General features: G+C 70.5%; 13 protein-coding genes. 8 read left to right on the top strand and 5 right to left on the bottom strand.

Going from position 1 to position 16,580, the window contains the following annotated elements:
• The coding region (locus tag IVW53_12500; protein ID MBF6606393.1) for a hypothetical protein at positions 1–264 on the bottom strand (264 nt) is incomplete at its 3' end.
• Between the two features lie 1,083 nt (positions 265–1,347).
• The gene (locus IVW53_12495; protein ID MBF6606392.1) at positions 1,348–2,376 is read right to left on the bottom strand and encodes a hypothetical protein; all 1,029 of its coding nucleotides are present in this window, start codon (positions 2,374–2,376) and stop codon (positions 1,348–1,350) included.
• A 52-nt stretch (positions 2,377–2,428) separates the two neighbouring features.
• Between IVW53_12495 and IVW53_12490 the strand changes: the two genes are divergently transcribed.
• From IVW53_12490 to IVW53_12475, 4 genes are all read left to right on the top strand, one after another.
• On the top strand, positions 2,429–2,611 hold the full coding sequence (locus tag IVW53_12490) for a hypothetical protein (GenBank protein MBF6606391.1): 183 nt from the start codon (positions 2,429–2,431) through the stop codon (positions 2,609–2,611).
• A gap of 28 nt (positions 2,612–2,639) precedes the next feature.
• Positions 2,640–4,172, top strand: coding sequence for a recombinase family protein (locus IVW53_12485; GenBank protein ID MBF6606390.1), 1,533 nt, complete (start codon positions 2,640–2,642; stop codon positions 4,170–4,172).
• Between the two features lie 158 nt (positions 4,173–4,330).
• Positions 4,331–6,232, top strand: a complete 1,902-nt coding sequence (locus IVW53_12480) for an AAA family ATPase (GenBank protein ID MBF6606389.1) — start codon at positions 4,331–4,333, stop codon at positions 6,230–6,232.
• A gap of 4 nt (positions 6,233–6,236) precedes the next feature.
• On the top strand, positions 6,237–6,809 hold the full coding sequence (locus IVW53_12475) for a DUF4276 family protein (GenBank protein MBF6606388.1): 573 nt from the start codon (positions 6,237–6,239) through the stop codon (positions 6,807–6,809).
• A 557-nt stretch (positions 6,810–7,366) separates the two neighbouring features.
• Here the strand turns inward: IVW53_12475 and IVW53_12470 are convergent.
• Entirely contained in the window at positions 7,367–8,389 is a 1,023-nt protein-coding gene (locus tag IVW53_12470; GenBank protein MBF6606387.1) for a hypothetical protein, read from the bottom strand.
• Positions 8,390–9,105: 716 nt separating this feature from the next.
• Here IVW53_12470 and IVW53_12465 point away from each other — a divergent pair.
• Complete coding sequence (locus tag IVW53_12465) at positions 9,106–9,555, top strand: hypothetical protein (protein ID MBF6606386.1); 450 nt, start codon at positions 9,106–9,108, stop codon at positions 9,553–9,555.
• Positions 9,556–9,600: 45 nt separating this feature from the next.
• On the opposite strand, the gene IVW53_12460 is transcribed toward IVW53_12465, so the two are convergent.
• Both IVW53_12460 and IVW53_12455 read right to left on the bottom strand, forming a co-directional pair.
• Positions 9,601–10,893, bottom strand: a complete 1,293-nt coding sequence (locus tag IVW53_12460) for an MFS transporter (protein ID MBF6606385.1) — start codon at positions 10,891–10,893, stop codon at positions 9,601–9,603.
• Between the two features lie 63 nt (positions 10,894–10,956).
• A complete protein-coding gene (locus IVW53_12455; protein MBF6606384.1) occupies positions 10,957–11,640 on the bottom strand; it encodes a hypothetical protein in 684 nt (227 codons plus the stop codon).
• 228 nt (positions 11,641–11,868) lie between these two features.
• Here IVW53_12455 and IVW53_12450 point away from each other — a divergent pair, with 228 nt between their 5' ends.
• The 3 genes from IVW53_12450 to IVW53_12440 are packed head-to-tail and all read left to right on the top strand — an operon-like array spanning position 11,869 to position 16,577.
• Positions 11,869–15,513 carry a lamin tail domain-containing protein gene (locus IVW53_12450; GenBank protein MBF6606383.1) on the top strand — a complete coding sequence of 1,215 codons (3,645 nt, stop codon included), beginning with the start codon at positions 11,869–11,871 and terminating at the stop codon, positions 15,511–15,513.
• A 51-nt stretch (positions 15,514–15,564) separates the two neighbouring features.
• The gene (locus IVW53_12445) at positions 15,565–16,377 is read left to right on the top strand and encodes a nucleoside phosphorylase (GenBank protein ID MBF6606382.1); all 813 of its coding nucleotides are present in this window, start codon (positions 15,565–15,567) and stop codon (positions 16,375–16,377) included.
• A 59-nt stretch (positions 16,378–16,436) separates the two neighbouring features.
• On the top strand, positions 16,437–16,577 hold the full coding sequence (locus IVW53_12440) for a hypothetical protein (GenBank protein ID MBF6606381.1): 141 nt from the start codon (positions 16,437–16,439) through the stop codon (positions 16,575–16,577).
• The last annotated feature ends 3 nt before the right edge of the window (positions 16,578–16,580 follow it).

Genomic DNA, 16,580 nt, shown 5'->3' with positions numbered 1-16,580 from the left:
TCGACTCGCTGGCGGTGGCGGAGCCTGTTCGGGCCGCGCGATCGCGGCCTCCCGCCTCGGCGCGGCGAGGTCAGCCACGAGGTCGCGCCCGACCGGAGTCAGCTCGTAGCTGGCGTAGGCGGGACTCCAGACCGTCCCGAGGCGCAGCTGGCGATCGAGCGAGCGACGGCTGCGGCGCTCGGCAAGACCAGTGCCCGCCTCGACCCCGGCGGTCGAGGCTGCGCCATCCGCGACCGCCTGGAGGACGAGTGGGTCGGTAGCCATGATCAGCCGACCGGACCATGCCCCGCTCGGGGGGGCAACGCCGTGCCGCCCCTGGGCATCGACCGCGGTCTTCCGACGTCCGATCGGGTGTCCGAGTCCGTCCGAATCCGTCCGACCTCGGCGGCGTCCGTACCCCCTTGCCGCGTGTCCGATCCCGTCCGATCGGGTGTCCGAATCCGTCCGACCTGGCCGGAGGTCGGACCCTCGACCGGACCGTCGGTCGGACCGCCGTTCGCGTCGGGATCGGCCGGGGTTTCTCGGGATACATCAGGCCGGAGATCGGCCCCGAGATCGGCCCCGAGATCGGCCCCGAGGTCGGGCGTCGGTGCCGGTGGTTGATGTCCGATCGGGTGGCCGACCCATGGCACATCCCGAGGGTCAACGTCGAGCCGACGGTGTGCCCGGGGGCGACCGCTCGGGCAAGATCGGCGCTGGCCCGCCTCGACGACGCCCGGAACGATGGCGATCGGGTGGTGCCGTGGAGCGCCCTCCAGGCTGACGGGCGCTCTCGCGACGAGGAGGATCTACGACGACCATCGAGCGGACCGACGAATGACCTGATCGCGCCCCGAGTGGTCCCTCGCAGCCGACGGAGCCCCCGATCTGTGGGTGAGCGCCGCGCGCTGCGTCGCCCGGGGTCGCACCGTACGGCTCGCGAGCGGCGGCGGTCGAGGTGCTCCGAGCACGGCGTCGGCGCCCTCGCCCCCAGCGTGAGGGCGTGCTCACGGTGGAGCGACGAGGACCGCGAGCGCCACCCGAGTCCGGGTGAAACCCCACGAGCGGCGGCCTGACCGCGGGGGGATGGGTCGCGACCGGACCCCAGAATCCGCGACTTTGAACATGTCATGGAGAAAGTCGACGGTTCGCCCGCGCGCACCCGAATTCGTGCGTGAACGAGCCCGCAGCGGCTGCTCCGGCGGGAGGTGGCGCCCGGCGGCCGGCCCATGATTCGTGCTCAGATCGGGCAACCCTGCCGCCGACGGACCGGTTGATCCCGTCAACCCACCCGAGATGGGGCCGCGCGGCAAGGGGTCCGACCGCCGCCATCGGTAGCGCGGCGCGGCACGACGGTGTCGCTGCCGCCTAGGCCGGCGGGTGGGCGGCGGCGCGTGCCTTCGAGGCGGCCCAGCGGCACCGCTCACTGCACCACTTCCGATCCCGCCGAGAGGGCCGGAACGTTCGGCCGCAGCGGCCGCAGGGCCGGGGGGTCTGCCAGTTGACGCGGAGCAGCGACCCGACGTACGTGATGGCGGGCCAGCTCGCCTCGTCGAGCGTCCGCAGGTAGGCCGTCGCCAGTGGTCCCGCGGCGACGATCGCCCCCTGGAGGCGCATCCCATCGCCGGTCGGGGCGATCGTCGTCTGGACCCGGAGGAACCGTTCGAGCGGCGCCTGGAGCACCGAGCTCAGGGCAGAGAGGGCCTGGATGTGCGCCCCGGCCCCGGGCCATGCCTCGGCGGTCGGCTTCACGATCCCGAATGCGCGCGCCAGCTGCGGGCCGGCCAGCGGTTGGTGGTCGTGATCGGCCTGGGCCTCGGTGAGCAGGCCCGGGGGCAGGCTCAGGAGCCGCTCGGTCTCGGCCCGCAGTGGGTCACCCGTGAGGGTGCGGATCGCCGCGACGAGCGAACGGGCCTGACCGAGGACGGCGAGGGCGGCCCGGATCTCCTCCACGCTCTCGTGCCACTCGTGCGGGTCGGCCCGGATGCCGAGAAAGCCATGCGCCTCGACCCAGCGGACGATCGCCGCCTCATCCGCCTGGCCGAGGGCGACGAGTTCATCGGCGAGCCCTGCCCGCTCGCCTGGTCCCCACACCGTCGGAGTCCGGGTTCGGGGGTCGGGGCTCGCCTCGACGATGAGCCGCACCCGCCGTTCGCCCGGCCGGAGCGTCCGATCCTCATCGCGGATGGCGCCCCACTGGCCGCGCCAATCGCGCTCGGGCCAGACGAGGCGCCCGTCGCCCTCCTCGACGGCCCAGACCGCTCGACCCTGCAGCGGGCGCCCGGCCTGGCCGCGGAGATCGAGCCGCTCGATCGCATCTCGGACGACGTAGGTCTCGCCCACCACCCACCCGCCGGTGGCGAGGGCCGCATCGGTCGCTGGTCGTCGCTCTTCCACGGGTTCTCCACGAATTCGACGCAAGTCTACTGGCCCGCCGATCGTGTCGTCCATGAGCACCATACCGAGCGATCGATCGAGCCGCCCCCACCGGCCGCGCAGTGGCCCCGCGCCGGATGCCATCCCGGCCGCCGTCGGCGGTGGACTCGGTCCCGGCGATCCGCTCGTCCGGGCGCTCGTGAGCTGCATCCGGCAGGCCCACGCCCGGCGCCTCGCCGGGACGGCGCTGGACTGATCGGACGAAGCGAGGTATGACACCCACCATGCTCCATCGACTGCCCGCCTCGCCCGACGACCTCCGCGGCCGGCGGGCCGCCCGCTGGGTCCGCGAGTCGACCGCCGGCCAGTACGACAACTGGGGACCCGCGGCCCAGGCGGAACAGGCCGACCGGATGATCGAGCGGTACGGGCTCATTGACAGCGGGATCGCCTGGCAGACCGCCGCCTCGGGGCGGACCGTCCACCTCCGCCCGGAGTTCGCGGCGATGCTCGACGCCGCCCGGGCAGGGTCCTTCGACATCCTCGTCGTCGGCTACGTCAGTCGCTTCGCGCGCAACCTCAAGCAGACCCTCATCGCGGTCGATGAGCTCCATGCTGCCGGGGTCGCGGTCCTCTTCGCCGACGAGCGGATCCTCTCCTCCGATGCCGATCGCTGGGACGACTTCGTCCGCGAGGCCCATGAGGCGGAGTCCTACAGCCGCAAGCTCGGCCGCCGGATCAGCGAGGGCCTCGCCGCGAAGCGGCGCCGCCTCGGCGAGCCCGGTGGTCAGCCGCCGTTCGGGTACAGCCGCGCGGGACGGCCGCCGCTCCTCGAGCCGATCCCCGCCGATCTGGCGCGGGTCCGGGCCTGCTTCGTCGCCGCGGCGGAGGGGCTCACCGATGCGCAGGTCGCGAAGCAGGTCGGCCTGCCCTTCTACACCGCCCGCGGCATCCTCACCAACCCGCTCTACAAGGGCGAGCTGCGCGATGGCACCCCGACCCGGGTGCCGCCGGTCATCGAGCCAGGGTTGTGGGGCCGCGTCGCGCTCGCCCGGGGCCGCTTCTCCCGCCGCCATCCGGGGCGCTCGACCCGCTGGCGGACGTATGCCCTCTCGATGTTGTACTGCGCCGCCTGTGGCCGCCACATCATCGGCCAGCAGAACCGCTACCGCCACACCTTCGCCTGCCCGACCTGGCTCGCCGCGAAGGCACCACCACCGCGGGCGTTCCGCCACGCGACCGATCATCGCCACAAGGGGGTGAGCTATCCCGCCGCGGCGTTCGAGGGGATCGTTGCCCAGGCCCTCGGTCACGTGAGCGCGAACGCCGGCCTCGTCGCCGCTGTCGTCGCCGGTCTCGCGGCCGACGAGGCGGGACCCGATCCAGTGGCCCTCGCCCGGATCGAGCACGACCGCGACAGCGCGCTGGCCCGCTATCGGCGCGACCGCGACGAGGTCGCCCTCAGTGCGACGATGCGGCGGCTCGACCACGACGAGCGCGCGGCGCAGGCGACGAACGCCGACGTCCCGACCGCGACCGAGGCGGCCGCCTACCTCGGTGACCTGGCGCGACTGTGGGAGGAGGCCGAGGGCGCGGGCCGCAAGCAGCTCGCGGAGGCGCTGTTCGAGCGGATCGACGTCCTCGGCACCCGCACGGTGCAGCTCCATCCGAGCGCGTCGGCGCAGGCTCAGGGATGGGCCGCGGCCTGGAACGGGGCTCGCTTGGTTGTTATGGTCGGGGCGAGAGGACTTGAACCTCCGGGTTCCACACCTCGAATCGTGGTCCCAGAGTGGGTCGCTGCTTTTCTGGCTACATAGCGAAAGTTGGCGACCATCTGCCTCATCGGGCTGCGCCCGAGGCGGCACCAACGAGGGAGCCAAATCACCCTGCGATCGCGCCGGCACATCGCATGCCTGCTCGGTCGAACCCAGTACCCGGCCACAATTGCAATTCCTCGGAACGCTAATATCGAACGATGCCGACCGCGTCCGAATCCAAGAGGCCAACGGCAGACGAGCTGCACCTCCTCCAGCTGGTATTTGATCGATTCCACGCGACCGGCGTGTGGCCGCACGTGTCCGAGCTGCAGCTCGAACTTGACCGCGCCAAGGATAGGCTCGATGTCGTGGCCGTTGGGGAGGACCTAGATCCGGGGCTCGGCGCGGTCCAGTGGGGACCCCACGGCGAGGTCTCCCTCACCTTGCATGGCATTGCGCTGTGTGCAGGCGAAGCGGAGGAACTCTCCGACACGCTCGCGGTCGTCCAATTCGCGTATCAGCTCTATCTCGAAGCCGGTATCGGCGCCGAGATCAGAAGCGAAGAACTTGCTGCCAGGTTCGGCATGAGCGACCTCCGTCTTCGTCGCGTCCATCTAATCATCCAGCGGTTGCCGGGCCTGGGCGGCGGCGGAGGCATCGAGGGCGGACCGTGGCGCCGCCAAGTCGACCTCGGGATTCGGCGGTTCGCGGACGTGACCAAGGTCGACGACCTACTGAGACACTCTCCGAGGATTCGACGCCCGAGCGTGTCTGGCCAAGGGACCCGCAACGGTGTCACGAATGCGCGAACGTCACGGCGAACATCAGCGCGGCAGCATCGACCGAGGAAGGGATCGTCTTCCCCGAGTGATGGCGGCCGCAGCTCGCTCCCTCAATCGCAGCTTGATTCAGGGGAAACGTCATCGCAACGGAAGCCAACCTTGCTCCAGATCCAGGCTCGCAACTTTCGCAGTCTGGATGAGGTGGTAGTGGACCTCGGCCAGCTGACCGTGCTGGTCGGTCCGAACGGCTCGGGCAAGAGTAACTTCGTGGACTGTCTGTCATTCGTGACGGACTCTGTCACCTCGACGTTGGCCAGAGCCGTCCAGGTGCGCGGCGGAATCGACGGAGTGCGTCGGCGTTCGGCCGGGCACCCAACGAACATGGGCATCCGGCTCGACCTGCGTCTGACTGGCCGCCGAATAGCCAGCTACGCGTTCGAGATCGCCGCGCGCTCCCAAGGAGACTTCGTCGTTAAGCGGGAGACGTGCCGCATTGCGACCGAGGGCGTCATCTCCGCCGCTTACGACCTGCGAGAAGGCGAGTTCAAAGAGGCCCCCAGCGGGGTCCGCCCGCGCATTGCACCTGATCGGTTGGCACTGACCGTCCTGTCAGCCACCGAGGAGTTCCGGGACGTCTACGACTTCATCGCCGGCATGAGGTTCTACTCGCTCGTGCCGGACCACATTCGAGCGCTTCAGGACCCGGACACGGGCCTCTCCCTGAAGAAGGACGGTAGCAATGCGGCTTCCGTGCTGCGAGAAGTAAAGGCGCGGAACACGGAGGATTACGAGCGGCTTTGCCGGCTGCTGGGTAAGGTGGTGCCTGGGACCACGTCCGTGGAGTACGAACGTGTTGGGTCAAAGGAGACCCTTCAGTTCCGGCAACAGATTGGCACCCAGTACCCTTGGACGTTCCCACCGCTGAACATGTCCGATGGAACACTTCGGGTCTTCGGGCTCTTGCTCGCGATCTATCAGCAGCCTCCGCCCCCCTTCGTGGCCGTGGAGGAGCCCGAGTCGACGGTGCATCCGGGCGCGCTCGATGTGCTGCTCGATGCCTTCCTGGAGGGACAACAGCGCAGTCAGGTGCTGATCACGACACACAGTCCGGATCTGCTCGACAGCCCGAAGATCGCTGATGAGCAGATCCGAGTGGTCACGGCCACCGCGGGCCGAACATCGATTAGCCCGGTAAGTGCAGCTAGTCGAGCCGCGGTCCGGCGCGGTCTCTACTCGGCAGGTGAACTGCTGCGGGCGAACTCGCTCGATCCAGACCTGGCGGCCAGTGTCCACTTGAACGCGGAGTTGGATCTCTTTGGACGCCCGGCCCACGACTGACCTAGTGGTGACGATCGTCGAAGGCCACGGTGATGCGGAGGCCGTGCCGGTTCTTGTTCGGAAGCTGCTACGGGAGCGCGGTCTCTATCCACGCATGAAAGCAATCCGGGTGAAGAGGCAGCGAGTGGTCAAGCCCGATGAGCTCGAGAAGGCTATCGAGCTGGCGCTGCTTCAGCCAGGGTGCGCATCGATATTGATCGTTCTCGATGCGGACGAAGACTGCCCCGCCGAGCTGGGTCCAAGCCTCCAGGCCAGAGCCCAGGCCGTCGGACGGGGGATGCCGGTCGGCGTCGTCTTAGCGAATCAAGAGTTCGAGTCCTGGATTCTGGGAGGGATCGAGGGACTTCGCGGTCTTCGCGGGATCGGAGCAGCCGCCACGCCCGCACCAGACCCGGATTCGATCGCCTCGCCGAAGGGCAGGCTTGATCGCGAGATGGGCGCGCGAAGCTATCTCGAAACCGATGATCAGGCCGCCTTTGCGGAGCTCCTTAATGTCGAAGCCGCGATCGCGCGTTCCCGGTCTTTCCGAAAACTTGTGAATGAGCTTGCAAAGCTGATGCCTTCGATCGAAGCGTGACATCCGTATCGAGATGACTTGGGAGCGAGAGGACCTCTCGGCGGCCTGCGCGCCGATGTCTAGGACAACCCATGCGCCGAAAGAGGTTCTGGCCCGTGGTGTCGTCGGCCTGTCAAGGGACAGGTGACAGACCCGCTCGGACGTGAGGGTCTCCGTGGGCGTGGCGGCGAGATTGGGCACAGTGAAGGTCCCGGTGACACTGGTATAGGGACCCGTGCCCACGACGTAGCCCGACCAGTCGGCGGATGTGCCGACCGTCGTGGACACCGTGTTGGAGACGTTGCCGGTGACCGCGAAAGCAGCCAGCCGGGGCGCGACCCGGCTGGCTGCCTGGAGCTGATGCTGGCGGGTGGGGTGCGGGTACCGGTCCGCAGCAGAGCGGCGAGGTCCACCCGACTGGCTGCGCCGATCGTCGGCGGGGGCACGACGACCGCATAGCCGGGCCGGCTGAGTCCTGACGAACCCGCCTGCCAGGTCGAGACGAACCCGGCCAGCACAACCACCAGTACCGGGATAGCGAGCCGACGAAGCTAGCGCATCACAGCCATTCTCCCGGACTACCCGCCGACCTGCTTGCAGACGTTCTGCGCGTCCGCCGCGTACCCGTTGGCCGTCGCCACCATCTGCTTGGCCTTCGCGAGGTAGCCTGCGAACGTCTGCCTGGCCGCCGCCACGGCGGTGTTCGCCGACGCCACGGCCTGCGAAACCGCGGCGGCGGAAGGCAACCCTGCTGGCTGGTACGAGGGGAGGACGGCCTCCGCAGCCTGCAGGTTTGAGACGTCGTGCTGAAGCGTCGTGATGTCCTGCTGGACGCCGTCGATGTCCGTCGCAAGTCCGGAGCCATCGGTCTCGATCCCTGACTCATCCGTGGCAACCCCTGATGCATCGGTGCCGACGCCAGAAGCGTCCGTGCAGACGCTGCCGTTGTTCCCGCTGGGGTACTGCTGGGCTTCCGCGATGACGGCCTGCAGGTCCTTGTACGTGGCACTCACGTCGTTCTGCATGTTCACAAGGTCGTTCGGCACGTGGCCGAGGTCCGCCTGCATGCTTCTGACGTCGCCAGCGACGGTTGTGATGTCGCCTGCCACCGCCCGTGATCCTGAGTCGATGGCGCCTTCTTCCTGCGCCTGCTGCTGCTGTTGCTCCTGCGCTTGCTGCTGTGCGGCCGCGTCGGCCGCCGCGGCCGCCTGCGCCTGTTGGACCTGCGTCTGCACGTGGGCCAGGGCCCGGTTGTAGTCGGCCACGGTGGCCGGTTCGAACGTCAGCGTGGACAAGCTGCCGTCGGGGGCCGCGAAGCTCAGCACCAGCGAAGACCCGCTGAACGCGCCGGTCCACGTCGTGCTGATCCCCAGCCCCTGGGCGAAGCTCAGGGTCACCGACGATCCGTTGACGACGCCGGTGAACGCGGCGTTCTGGGTCTTCAGCGTGGTCGAGTCATTTGACGGCGTGTAGGCCATGGTGAGCGAACCCGTCAGGCCGTCGCCCGCCTGCGTCCACTGCAGGAAGACGACGCCGTTGCCCGCGATCGCAAGGTAGCCCGAGAGCCCCTGAGCAGCGGGGTTCGGTGCCGCGGTTACCATGGCTGGGGTGATCTCTGGAGCAGAGGCAGCCGCACTGGGCGGCACCGACGACCTACCGGACGTGCAGGCCGCGGTAAGTAGTGTGACTCCCGCCCATGCGAGCACCCGAAGCCGTCGCCCTGTACCGTTCATGTGCTCTCCCGGGGCCGGGTCGCGAACGACCGACGCGATGGAGCCGTCCGCTGCCCGTGAGCACCCCGGTCTTCGCCATACTGCATGTCGAACCCCTCCGGTGCCCCGCCGGTCTTGCCCTCTTCCTGCGGTGGTTACCAGCAGACTATACGCAGCCGGCTCCGCACGGCGAGGCTGATTTGACGCTGGCACCTCGGAGACAGGTGACCGGGTGCACCGCGCCTCCTTTCGGAGCGGGTCAGCCGGGGACTCTCCGCCGCACGAATGCGAGCCTGAGGCAGGGCTGCCCTTTCGGGACGTGCCATTGCGCCCGCTGGACGATGGTCTCCCGTGCGATTCGCGGTCGGCCACGAGGATCTCGTGCGGCGCGTCGACGCTGTGCCGTCATCGATCGGTCGTATGCAGGGCGGACGCTCCGTGCCGAGATTGAGGGCGCTTATCGCGGGATCGTCGAGCGTCTCGCAGTCGCCTCCGCGAACCGCTCGCGGAGGACCGAGCGGGTCACTCCACTTCGTGCCCGGCCGCCGCGTGCTTGGCGACTTCAAACTTCGATCCCATGCGATCCTCCGACCGCGTTCTTTCCCTTGACTGACGACGCCCGCTCTCTCGTCCGGTGGCGCCGCTGGTATGCCCGGAGGCTCCGCTCGCTCGACGCGTTGACCCAAGACGACATCATCGCGAGCTGGCTCCTCCGGGTCCGCCCGAACGTCTGGTCCCTCGCCTGGGATCCGACCCCGCTCGATCGGAGCCGCTGGCCCGGCTTGTATGCGGCGGGTGCCGACGGCTGGTGGGGTCCAGCGGGCCTCGCTGCGGAGCAGCCCGCGGACATCGGGTTCTTGGGCGGCTCGTTCCCCCGCTCGATCGGGTCGGGCCGATCAGGGTTCGCCTCGCCGTTCCCCGCGCATTGGCCCCTGAGTTGTCAGGCGCAATCGCTCCAGCCGACGATCTGTTCCGGTCAGGCGCGCGCCCGACGACCGCCTGTCTGGCGTTCTTACGAAATCCCCGGCCACGCGGGGATGCGGCGGCTCGGCTGACCCGGCACGGGTCGATCCGGCTGAGGCCGGCTGACGCGTCCGCGCCTATCGGTCCGGTGGTCGATCGGCCTCCGTCACCGGCCGGAGGGCGCCCTCCGGCGTCTCGACGGCCGCGACCCTGAGGCGCCACAGATCCGGGTACCAGGCGAGCACCACTCCCAGGGCGATGATCGTCAGGCCGCCGCCGGCGACGAGCGTCAGCGGCGCGCCGATGACCTCCGCCACGCCTCCCGCGACGAGGCTCCCGAGCGGCGAGACGCCGATGGAGGTGAGGACGTAGAAGCTGAGGATCCGTCCCCGGAGCCGGGCCGGCGAGAGGAGCTGGACCAGCGTGTTCGTGCCCGTGTAGTACGCGACCTGGGAGGCGCCGAGGATGGCGAGCGCCCCGCAGGTCACGAGCAGGTTCCGCGACACCGCGAAGACCGCCACCGTGAGAGCCATGAGCGTAAGCCCGACGGCGACGGTCCGTCCGCTCGCGCCGTCCCTGCGGAGGAGCGCCACGCCGATCGCACCGACCAGGGCCCCGATGCCGATCGAGGCGGTCAGGAGCCCGAGACCGGCGGCACCGATGCCGAGGTCGGCGGCGAAGATCGGCAGCAGCGCCAGGTACGGCAGGATGAGGACGGCCGGCGCGGCGGCGAGCAGGAGCAACGCGACGAGCTGGCGCCGTTCCCGGACGTAGTCGATGCCCTCGCCGAGGTTCGACCAGAAGCCCGCCTGATCGTGCGTGATGGCCGCCTGGGTCGGCATCCGGATGGCGAGCAGGGCGACGATGACGGCCCCGAAGCTGGCCGCATTGAGCCAGAAGCTCGCGGCCTCGCCGACGACGCCGATGAGGATGCCCGCCACCGCCGGTCCCACGATCCGCGCGAGGTTGAACTGAGCGCTGTTGAGCGCGATGGCGTTGCCCAGGGCGGACCGATCGACCATCCCGGGCACGATGGCCTGGAACGCGGGGCTGGCGAGGGCATTCGCGATGCCGGCCAGGACCGCGAGCACGAGCACGTGCCAGAACAGGATCGCGTCCGCCTGGACGAGCACGGCGAGGAGTCCGGCGAACAGGGCGAGCGCCACCTGGGTCCATAGCAGGATCCGGCGCTGGTCGACGCGGTCGGCGAGGGCGCCGGCGTAGAGCGTCAGGAGCAGCGCCGGCGCGCTGCCCGCGAAGGCGGCAAGGCCGAGTGATCCGGCCGAACCGGTGAGGCGGAGGACGAGCCAGCCGAGGGCGGTGACCTGCATCCACGTGCCGACGTTCGACACGAAGACCCCGACGAGCAGGATGCGGAAGGCGGGCGACGCGAGCGCCGGCAGGTGCCGGGCGGACGATGACGGCGTCACGATCGTGCGGCCATCCGATCGCGGCGTGCGCGGGTCAACGCGCCCGGGACGCCTCGAGGTGCCTCAGCGAGCCTTCGCTCCTGCCTTCGCTCCATTCCTCGGACGTTGTGAGGGCCGCCGATCCGGCGTGGGATTGAGCGCCCGGAGGAGCCGTCGGTAGAAGCCGAGGCCGGCGCCGATGACGCCGCCGAAGACCGTGTAGAAGACGAAGGCGTAGACGACGTCGGCGATCGAGGGGACACTCCGGGTCACGGTGACCGCGTAGATGACCAGGCCGAGTGTCCCGAGGAACGAGGCGATCGCGCCGAGCAGGTACGAGGCTCGCGGCGCGAGGGCTCCGGCCGCGTAGATCGCACCGATCGGCAACGGACCGAGGAACAGGGCCACCACGAGGGCGGTGACGGCGTTCGGGACCCCGGTGGTGGCGACGGCGACGACGAGGGTCGCGACGATGAGCCCGCTCGACACGAGGAACGCTCGACCGCGGACGAGACCCGGCAGTGCGCGGAGGTCGCCGCGGATATCGGCGACGTGATACGCGCTCCGGAAGGCGCCGAGGAAGCCGGGTCGCGGTGTCGGGCCGCCGGTTGCCGAACTCCTCGCTGCGGCCGAACCGGGCCTCGCCCCGGCCGCTCCCGCGGGGGCGGCCTCGTCGTCATCCGGGATCTCGGTCGCGGCAGCCTCCGCGGCCTCCGCCCGGTAGCGGCGGCGCGCTTCGGCGCGATCGGTCCTTTTGGCGCGGGCCACGGTCCCTCCTCTGCGATGGTTCTCGCGCATGGTAGTCGAGGCGCAGGGGCCGTGCCGTCGTTCGGGTGGTTGCGGCGCGTCGCAGCTACGTCGGCGGTGAGTCCGGGCCAGCGGTCCGGCACACGGCGGTGAGTCCCCGGTGAGTCGCCGGTGAGTCGCCGGTGAGTCGGTCAGCGTACAACGCATGAGCTCGCACCCGCCCCCCGAGACCCGCCGGGAGGTCGTTCGATGGTTCGTGCCCGGCGTCTCGTGTGCAGTCTCGTCCTTCTCGTCGCGCTCCTTGCCGGGACGACGATCGGCGGCACCGGGCGAGGAGCGGAGGATGCGGCGCCCGCTGCCGCGGTCGGCTGGCCGCCGGCGTCGCTGCTCATCGCCGAAGTGGTGACCGGCGGGTCGTCCGCCTCGGACGAGTACGTCGAATTGACGAACGCCGGCTCCGTGGCGGTTGATCTCGAGGGTCTCGAGGTCGTCTATGCCACTTCGTCGGGGGCGACGGTCACCCGCAAGGTCAGCTGGAGCGCGTCGCGGCCGCTGGCGCCTGGACAGCACCTCCTCGTCGCCAACGTCCTTGGGGTGTTCGCGGCGTCCGCGGATGCGACCTACAGCGGTGGCATCGCCGCCACCGGCGGCGCGATCGTCATCCGGCCCGTCGGCGGCACGCCCATCGATGCAGTCGGCTGGGGCGACGCGACGAACGCGTTCGTCGAAGGAACGGCGGCGCCCGCGCCTCCGGCTCGATCGAGCATCGAACGGGGACCCGGCGGCGCCGCCGGGAACGGTGAGGACACCAACGACAACGCAAGCGATCTGGCGATCCAGGCCGCGCCGGTCGCCCAGAACCTTGCCGCGCCGCCCGCACCGTCGGATGCGCCGAGCCCGACGCCAAGTCCGACTCCCACGCCGACATCGCAGCCGACGCCGACGCCGACGCCGGAGCCGACACCGATCCCCACGCCGACACCAACCCCGACGCCGACCCCTGCGCCGACGCCGGAGCCCACGCCGACCCCTGCGCCGACGCCGACTCCCACGCCGACTCCCACGCCCACCCCGCAGCACACGCCAACCCCCACGCCGACCCCAACGCCGACCCCAACGCCCTCCATCTCCTCGATCGCGGTCGCACGGACGCTTCCCGACGGGTCGTCCGTGATCATCGAGGGTGTCCTCACGACGGAACTCGGCGTCCTCGAATCTGGACGCACGGCGTTCATCCAGGATTCGACCGGTGGTATGGCGATCTACCTCGACACGGCCGCCGGGCCGGGTGTGGCCGCCGGGACCGTGCTCCGGATCGGTGGGTCCATCGACGATCGATATGGCCAGCGGACACTTCGCGCCTCGTTCGATCCCTCGGCCGTCGTCGGGTCGGCGGCGCTCCCGGACCCGATCGTCCTCGCCTCCGGAACGGTCTCCGAATCCGTTGAGGGCCGCCGCGCCACGGTTACCGGGATCGTTCTGGAGGCCCCGTCGACGCTCGCGGACGGGACCGGACTCCTCATCGACGATGGGTCCGGATCCGTGCGCGTCGTCGTCACGCCGGCCGCCGTCGGCGGGCTGACGGTCGGGCGAGGATCGAGCGTCACAGTCCGCGGGCCGATCGGCCAGCGTGACAGCTCGGGGACCGGCGCGAGCGGGTACCGGGTCTACGGAACGCTGCCTGGCGATCTCTTGGTCGCCGAGCCGACGCCGACCCCCACACCCGAGCCCACGCCGACACCGAGTCCCACACCCGAGCCCACGCCGACAGCGACGCCCGAGCCCACGCCGACACCGAGTCCGACACCCGAACCCACGCCCACTCCGACTCCGGCGCCGACTCCAACGGCAACTCCGGCGCCGACTCCAACGGCAACTCCGGCGCCGACTCCCGCACCGACGGACCCGGTCCAGGCGATCGCCGACGCTCGCGCCCTCGCGGTCGGCACCCAGGTCCGTGTCCGAGGTGTCGTCACGGCCGAGACGCGGCGTCTCGGGAGTCTGCGGCTCTTCTCGATCGCGGATGCCTCCGGAGCGATCGTCGTGCGATCGCCGGATGGCGCCGCGGGACTCGTGCGCGGGTCGCTCGTGGAGGTCGTCGGGAGGACCGCCGCACCGTACGGCCAGCTCGAGGTCCGCCCGACCTCTGCCGGGCTGCTCGTCCTCGGTTCCTCGCCGCCCCCGCTCCCGCTCTCGATCACGTCGCTGGATCTCGGCGAATCGGTGGAGGCGCGTCTCGTCGTCCTGGTGGCGACCATCGATTCGGGTCCGAGGCGGGTCTCGGGCGGCGGCCTGTCGCTGGCGGTCCTCGATCCCGTCAGTGGCAGACGTGTCCTCGTCATGGCCGACGCCTCCTCCGGGATCGGGACGGCGGACCTGCCGAAGGGCGCCTCCGTCCGGCTCACCGGCATCGTCGGCCAGCGAGCCAGCCGCACCGGGCGACTCGACGGGTACCGGATCTGGCTCCGCGACCGGGCGGACGTCGCGCTCCTCGGTTCGGCGCCCTCCGCGACACCGAGCCCTGCCGCCTCCAGGCCGACGATCGCGATCGTGGACGCCCTCCTCGCCGCGGGCTCTCCCGTCCGGATCCAGGGGACGGTCACCGCCGCCGGACGGCTGCTCGACTCGAAGGGCCTCGTCGTCGTCATCCAGGACGCGAGTGCGGCCGTGGCCATCCGGCTCCCCGCCGGCGCGTCAGCCCTGGCCGTGGGCGCGAAGGTCCGGGTGGACGGAGCGATCGGTCGGGCGTACGGCGCTCCGCGGTTCACCGCGACGTCCGTCACCGATCTCGGCGTCGGGGTGCCCGTCACGCCGCTCCTCCTCGCCGCCTCGCCCGGCGCCGCCCACGAATGGCGCCTCGTCCGTGCGACCGGCGTCCTCGTCGACGTGCGACGAGCCGGCGACACCTGGCGCGCGGATCTCCTCGTCGGGTCTGCCCGCATCGCGATCGCCGGAATCGACGCGGCGGGGATCCCAGCCTCCGTCCTCATCGAGGGCCATCGGGCGTCCATCGTGGGGGTCGTCCGGCGCCCATATCCCAGCGCCAGGGACCGTCGATTCGCCGTCATGCCTCGATCGATCAGGGACGTCGTCGTGAGCGTCGCGGGAGGCTCGGCATCCTTCGGCCGAGGGACCGGTCGGGACCGTCCCGGCTCCGGGACGCCCGGCTCGGACGGTGCGACGCCTCCCACGGCGGCCGCAGTCGTCCCGGAGCCACTCGACGTCGACGTCTCCACCCTCACCGACCACCTCGATGAGATGGTGAGGATCGGCGGGATCGTCGTCGCGGTCGGCAGCGAGCGGGGCACGATCCGTCTCGACGACGGGACCGGTATCGGTGACGTCGCCCTGACGGGTGAGGCCGCCATGTACCTGTCCATCCTCGCCCCCGGCGACGCGCTCGACGCCATCGGCCGGGTCGAGGCCGGCCCGCGGCTCCGGGTGACCGCCGCGGCGGGGATCGTTCGCGTCGACGACCTCGGAACGGGCGATCCGTCGGGTTCCTCGAGCGCAGCGCTGGCCCCGGATGACCGGGTCGATCCCAACGGACCGCTACCGCCGACCGAGGGCAAACCCGTCACGACCGCCGGACTCGGCGAGGCGCGCGGCCTCGGCGACACCGCGCCGGCCGGTCTCGGAGCGCTCGTCCTCGTGGTCGTCGCGGCCATCGGGGCGGTGGTCCTCCGCCGTCGACACCTCCGTCGCACGCGCGCCCGGAGGATCGCGATCCGCCTCGAAACTGTCGTGGCGGCGCCCCCCACGACGCCGATGGCATGGCGGTCGGCGGACGGAGCCGTATCACCCGAGCGTGACCCACGCTCGGTTCAGGTTGACGCTCGTTCGAGCGCGGGGCTATCCTCGGCCGAGTTTCGCGCCCGCGAAGCACACCGGTGAGCGAGGGACGAGGTCTTGCCGACGAACGCGGACCACCGCGTCGCACTCCCGATCGGAGAACGGCAGTACCACATCGCACTCGGCCGCGGCGAGGTGGCCGAGTACATCCTCCTCCCCGGCGATCCCGACCGGACCGCCCGGATCGCCACGCGACTCGAGTCGGTCGAGCTCGAACGACGGAACCGCGAGTTCGCGACGGTCACCGGCATGTATCGCGGCCGACGCGTGTCGATCGTGTCGACCGGGATCGGGACGGACAACGTCGAGATCGTCGTCGCCGAGATCCTGGCCATCACGGACAACCCCACGTTCATCCGCGTCGGTTCCTGCGGGGCGCTGCAGCCGGAGATCGGCCTCGGCGACCTCATCATCACGAGCGGCGCGGTCCGTCTGGAGGCGACGACGAGCTTCTTCGTCCACGACGGCTACCCAGCGGTCGCCGACTACGAGGCGGTCGCCGCGCTCGTCGAGGCGGCCCACGTCCTCGGCCACCGCGCCCATGTCGGGATCACCGCCACAGCGCCCGGGTTCTTCGGCGCGCAGGGCCGGCCGATCCCGCGACTCCCCATCCGCTACCCTGACCTCGCCGAAGAGATGGCCCGGCAGCGGGTGTTGAATTTCGAGATGGAGGCATCGGCGCTGCTCGTGCTCGCGGGCCTGGCCCGCAGTCGTGCCGGCGTCGTGTGCGCCGTCTATGCCCAGCGCTCGACCGGCGACTTCGTCGACGGGGAAGCCAAGGACCGTGCCGAAGCAGCGTGCGTGGAGACGGGTCTCGAAGGACTCCGCATCCTCGCCGACATGGACCGCCAGCGCCGCGAGGCGTCGGCGGATCGATGGCGACCGTCGCTGTGGGGACGATCGTGAACTGCGGACGCGTGACGTGTGTCTCGCGCCGCGACGCGGAGTAGAGGAGGACGCCCGGGATGGCCGAAGCGTATTGCGTCAAGGACAAGATGAAGGTCGAAGTCCGGAATCCGCAGAAGATCACCATGAAGAACGGCAAGCCGGCGATTTCGGGCACCTGCCCGAAGTGCGGCGGGAAGGTCTTCAGGATCGGCGGCTGACGC

The sequence above is a fragment of the Chloroflexota bacterium genome, from assembly GCA_015478725.1.
Taxonomy (GTDB): domain Bacteria; phylum Chloroflexota; class Limnocylindria; order Limnocylindrales; family CSP1-4; genus C-114.
Note: the sequence above shows the minus strand (reverse complement) of the source record. Positions and strands in the feature narration are given on the sequence as shown.

Coding starts and splice junctions, on each gene's coding strand:
- IVW53_12490 (MBF6606391.1), top strand. CDS start 2,429: ATGAGCACCATACCGAGCGATCGATCGAGCCGCCCCCACCGGCCGCGC.
- IVW53_12485 (MBF6606390.1), top strand. CDS start 2,640: ATGCTCCATCGACTGCCCGCCTCGCCCGACGACCTCCGCGGCCGGCGG.
- IVW53_12480 (MBF6606389.1), top strand. CDS start 4,331: ATGCCGACCGCGTCCGAATCCAAGAGGCCAACGGCAGACGAGCTGCAC.
- IVW53_12470 (MBF6606387.1), bottom strand. CDS start 8,389: ATGGTAACCGCGGCACCGAACCCCGCTGCTCAGGGGCTCTCGGGCTAC.
- IVW53_12450 (MBF6606383.1), top strand. CDS start 11,869: ATGGTTCGTGCCCGGCGTCTCGTGTGCAGTCTCGTCCTTCTCGTCGCG.
- IVW53_12440 (MBF6606381.1), top strand. CDS start 16,437: ATGGCCGAAGCGTATTGCGTCAAGGACAAGATGAAGGTCGAAGTCCGG.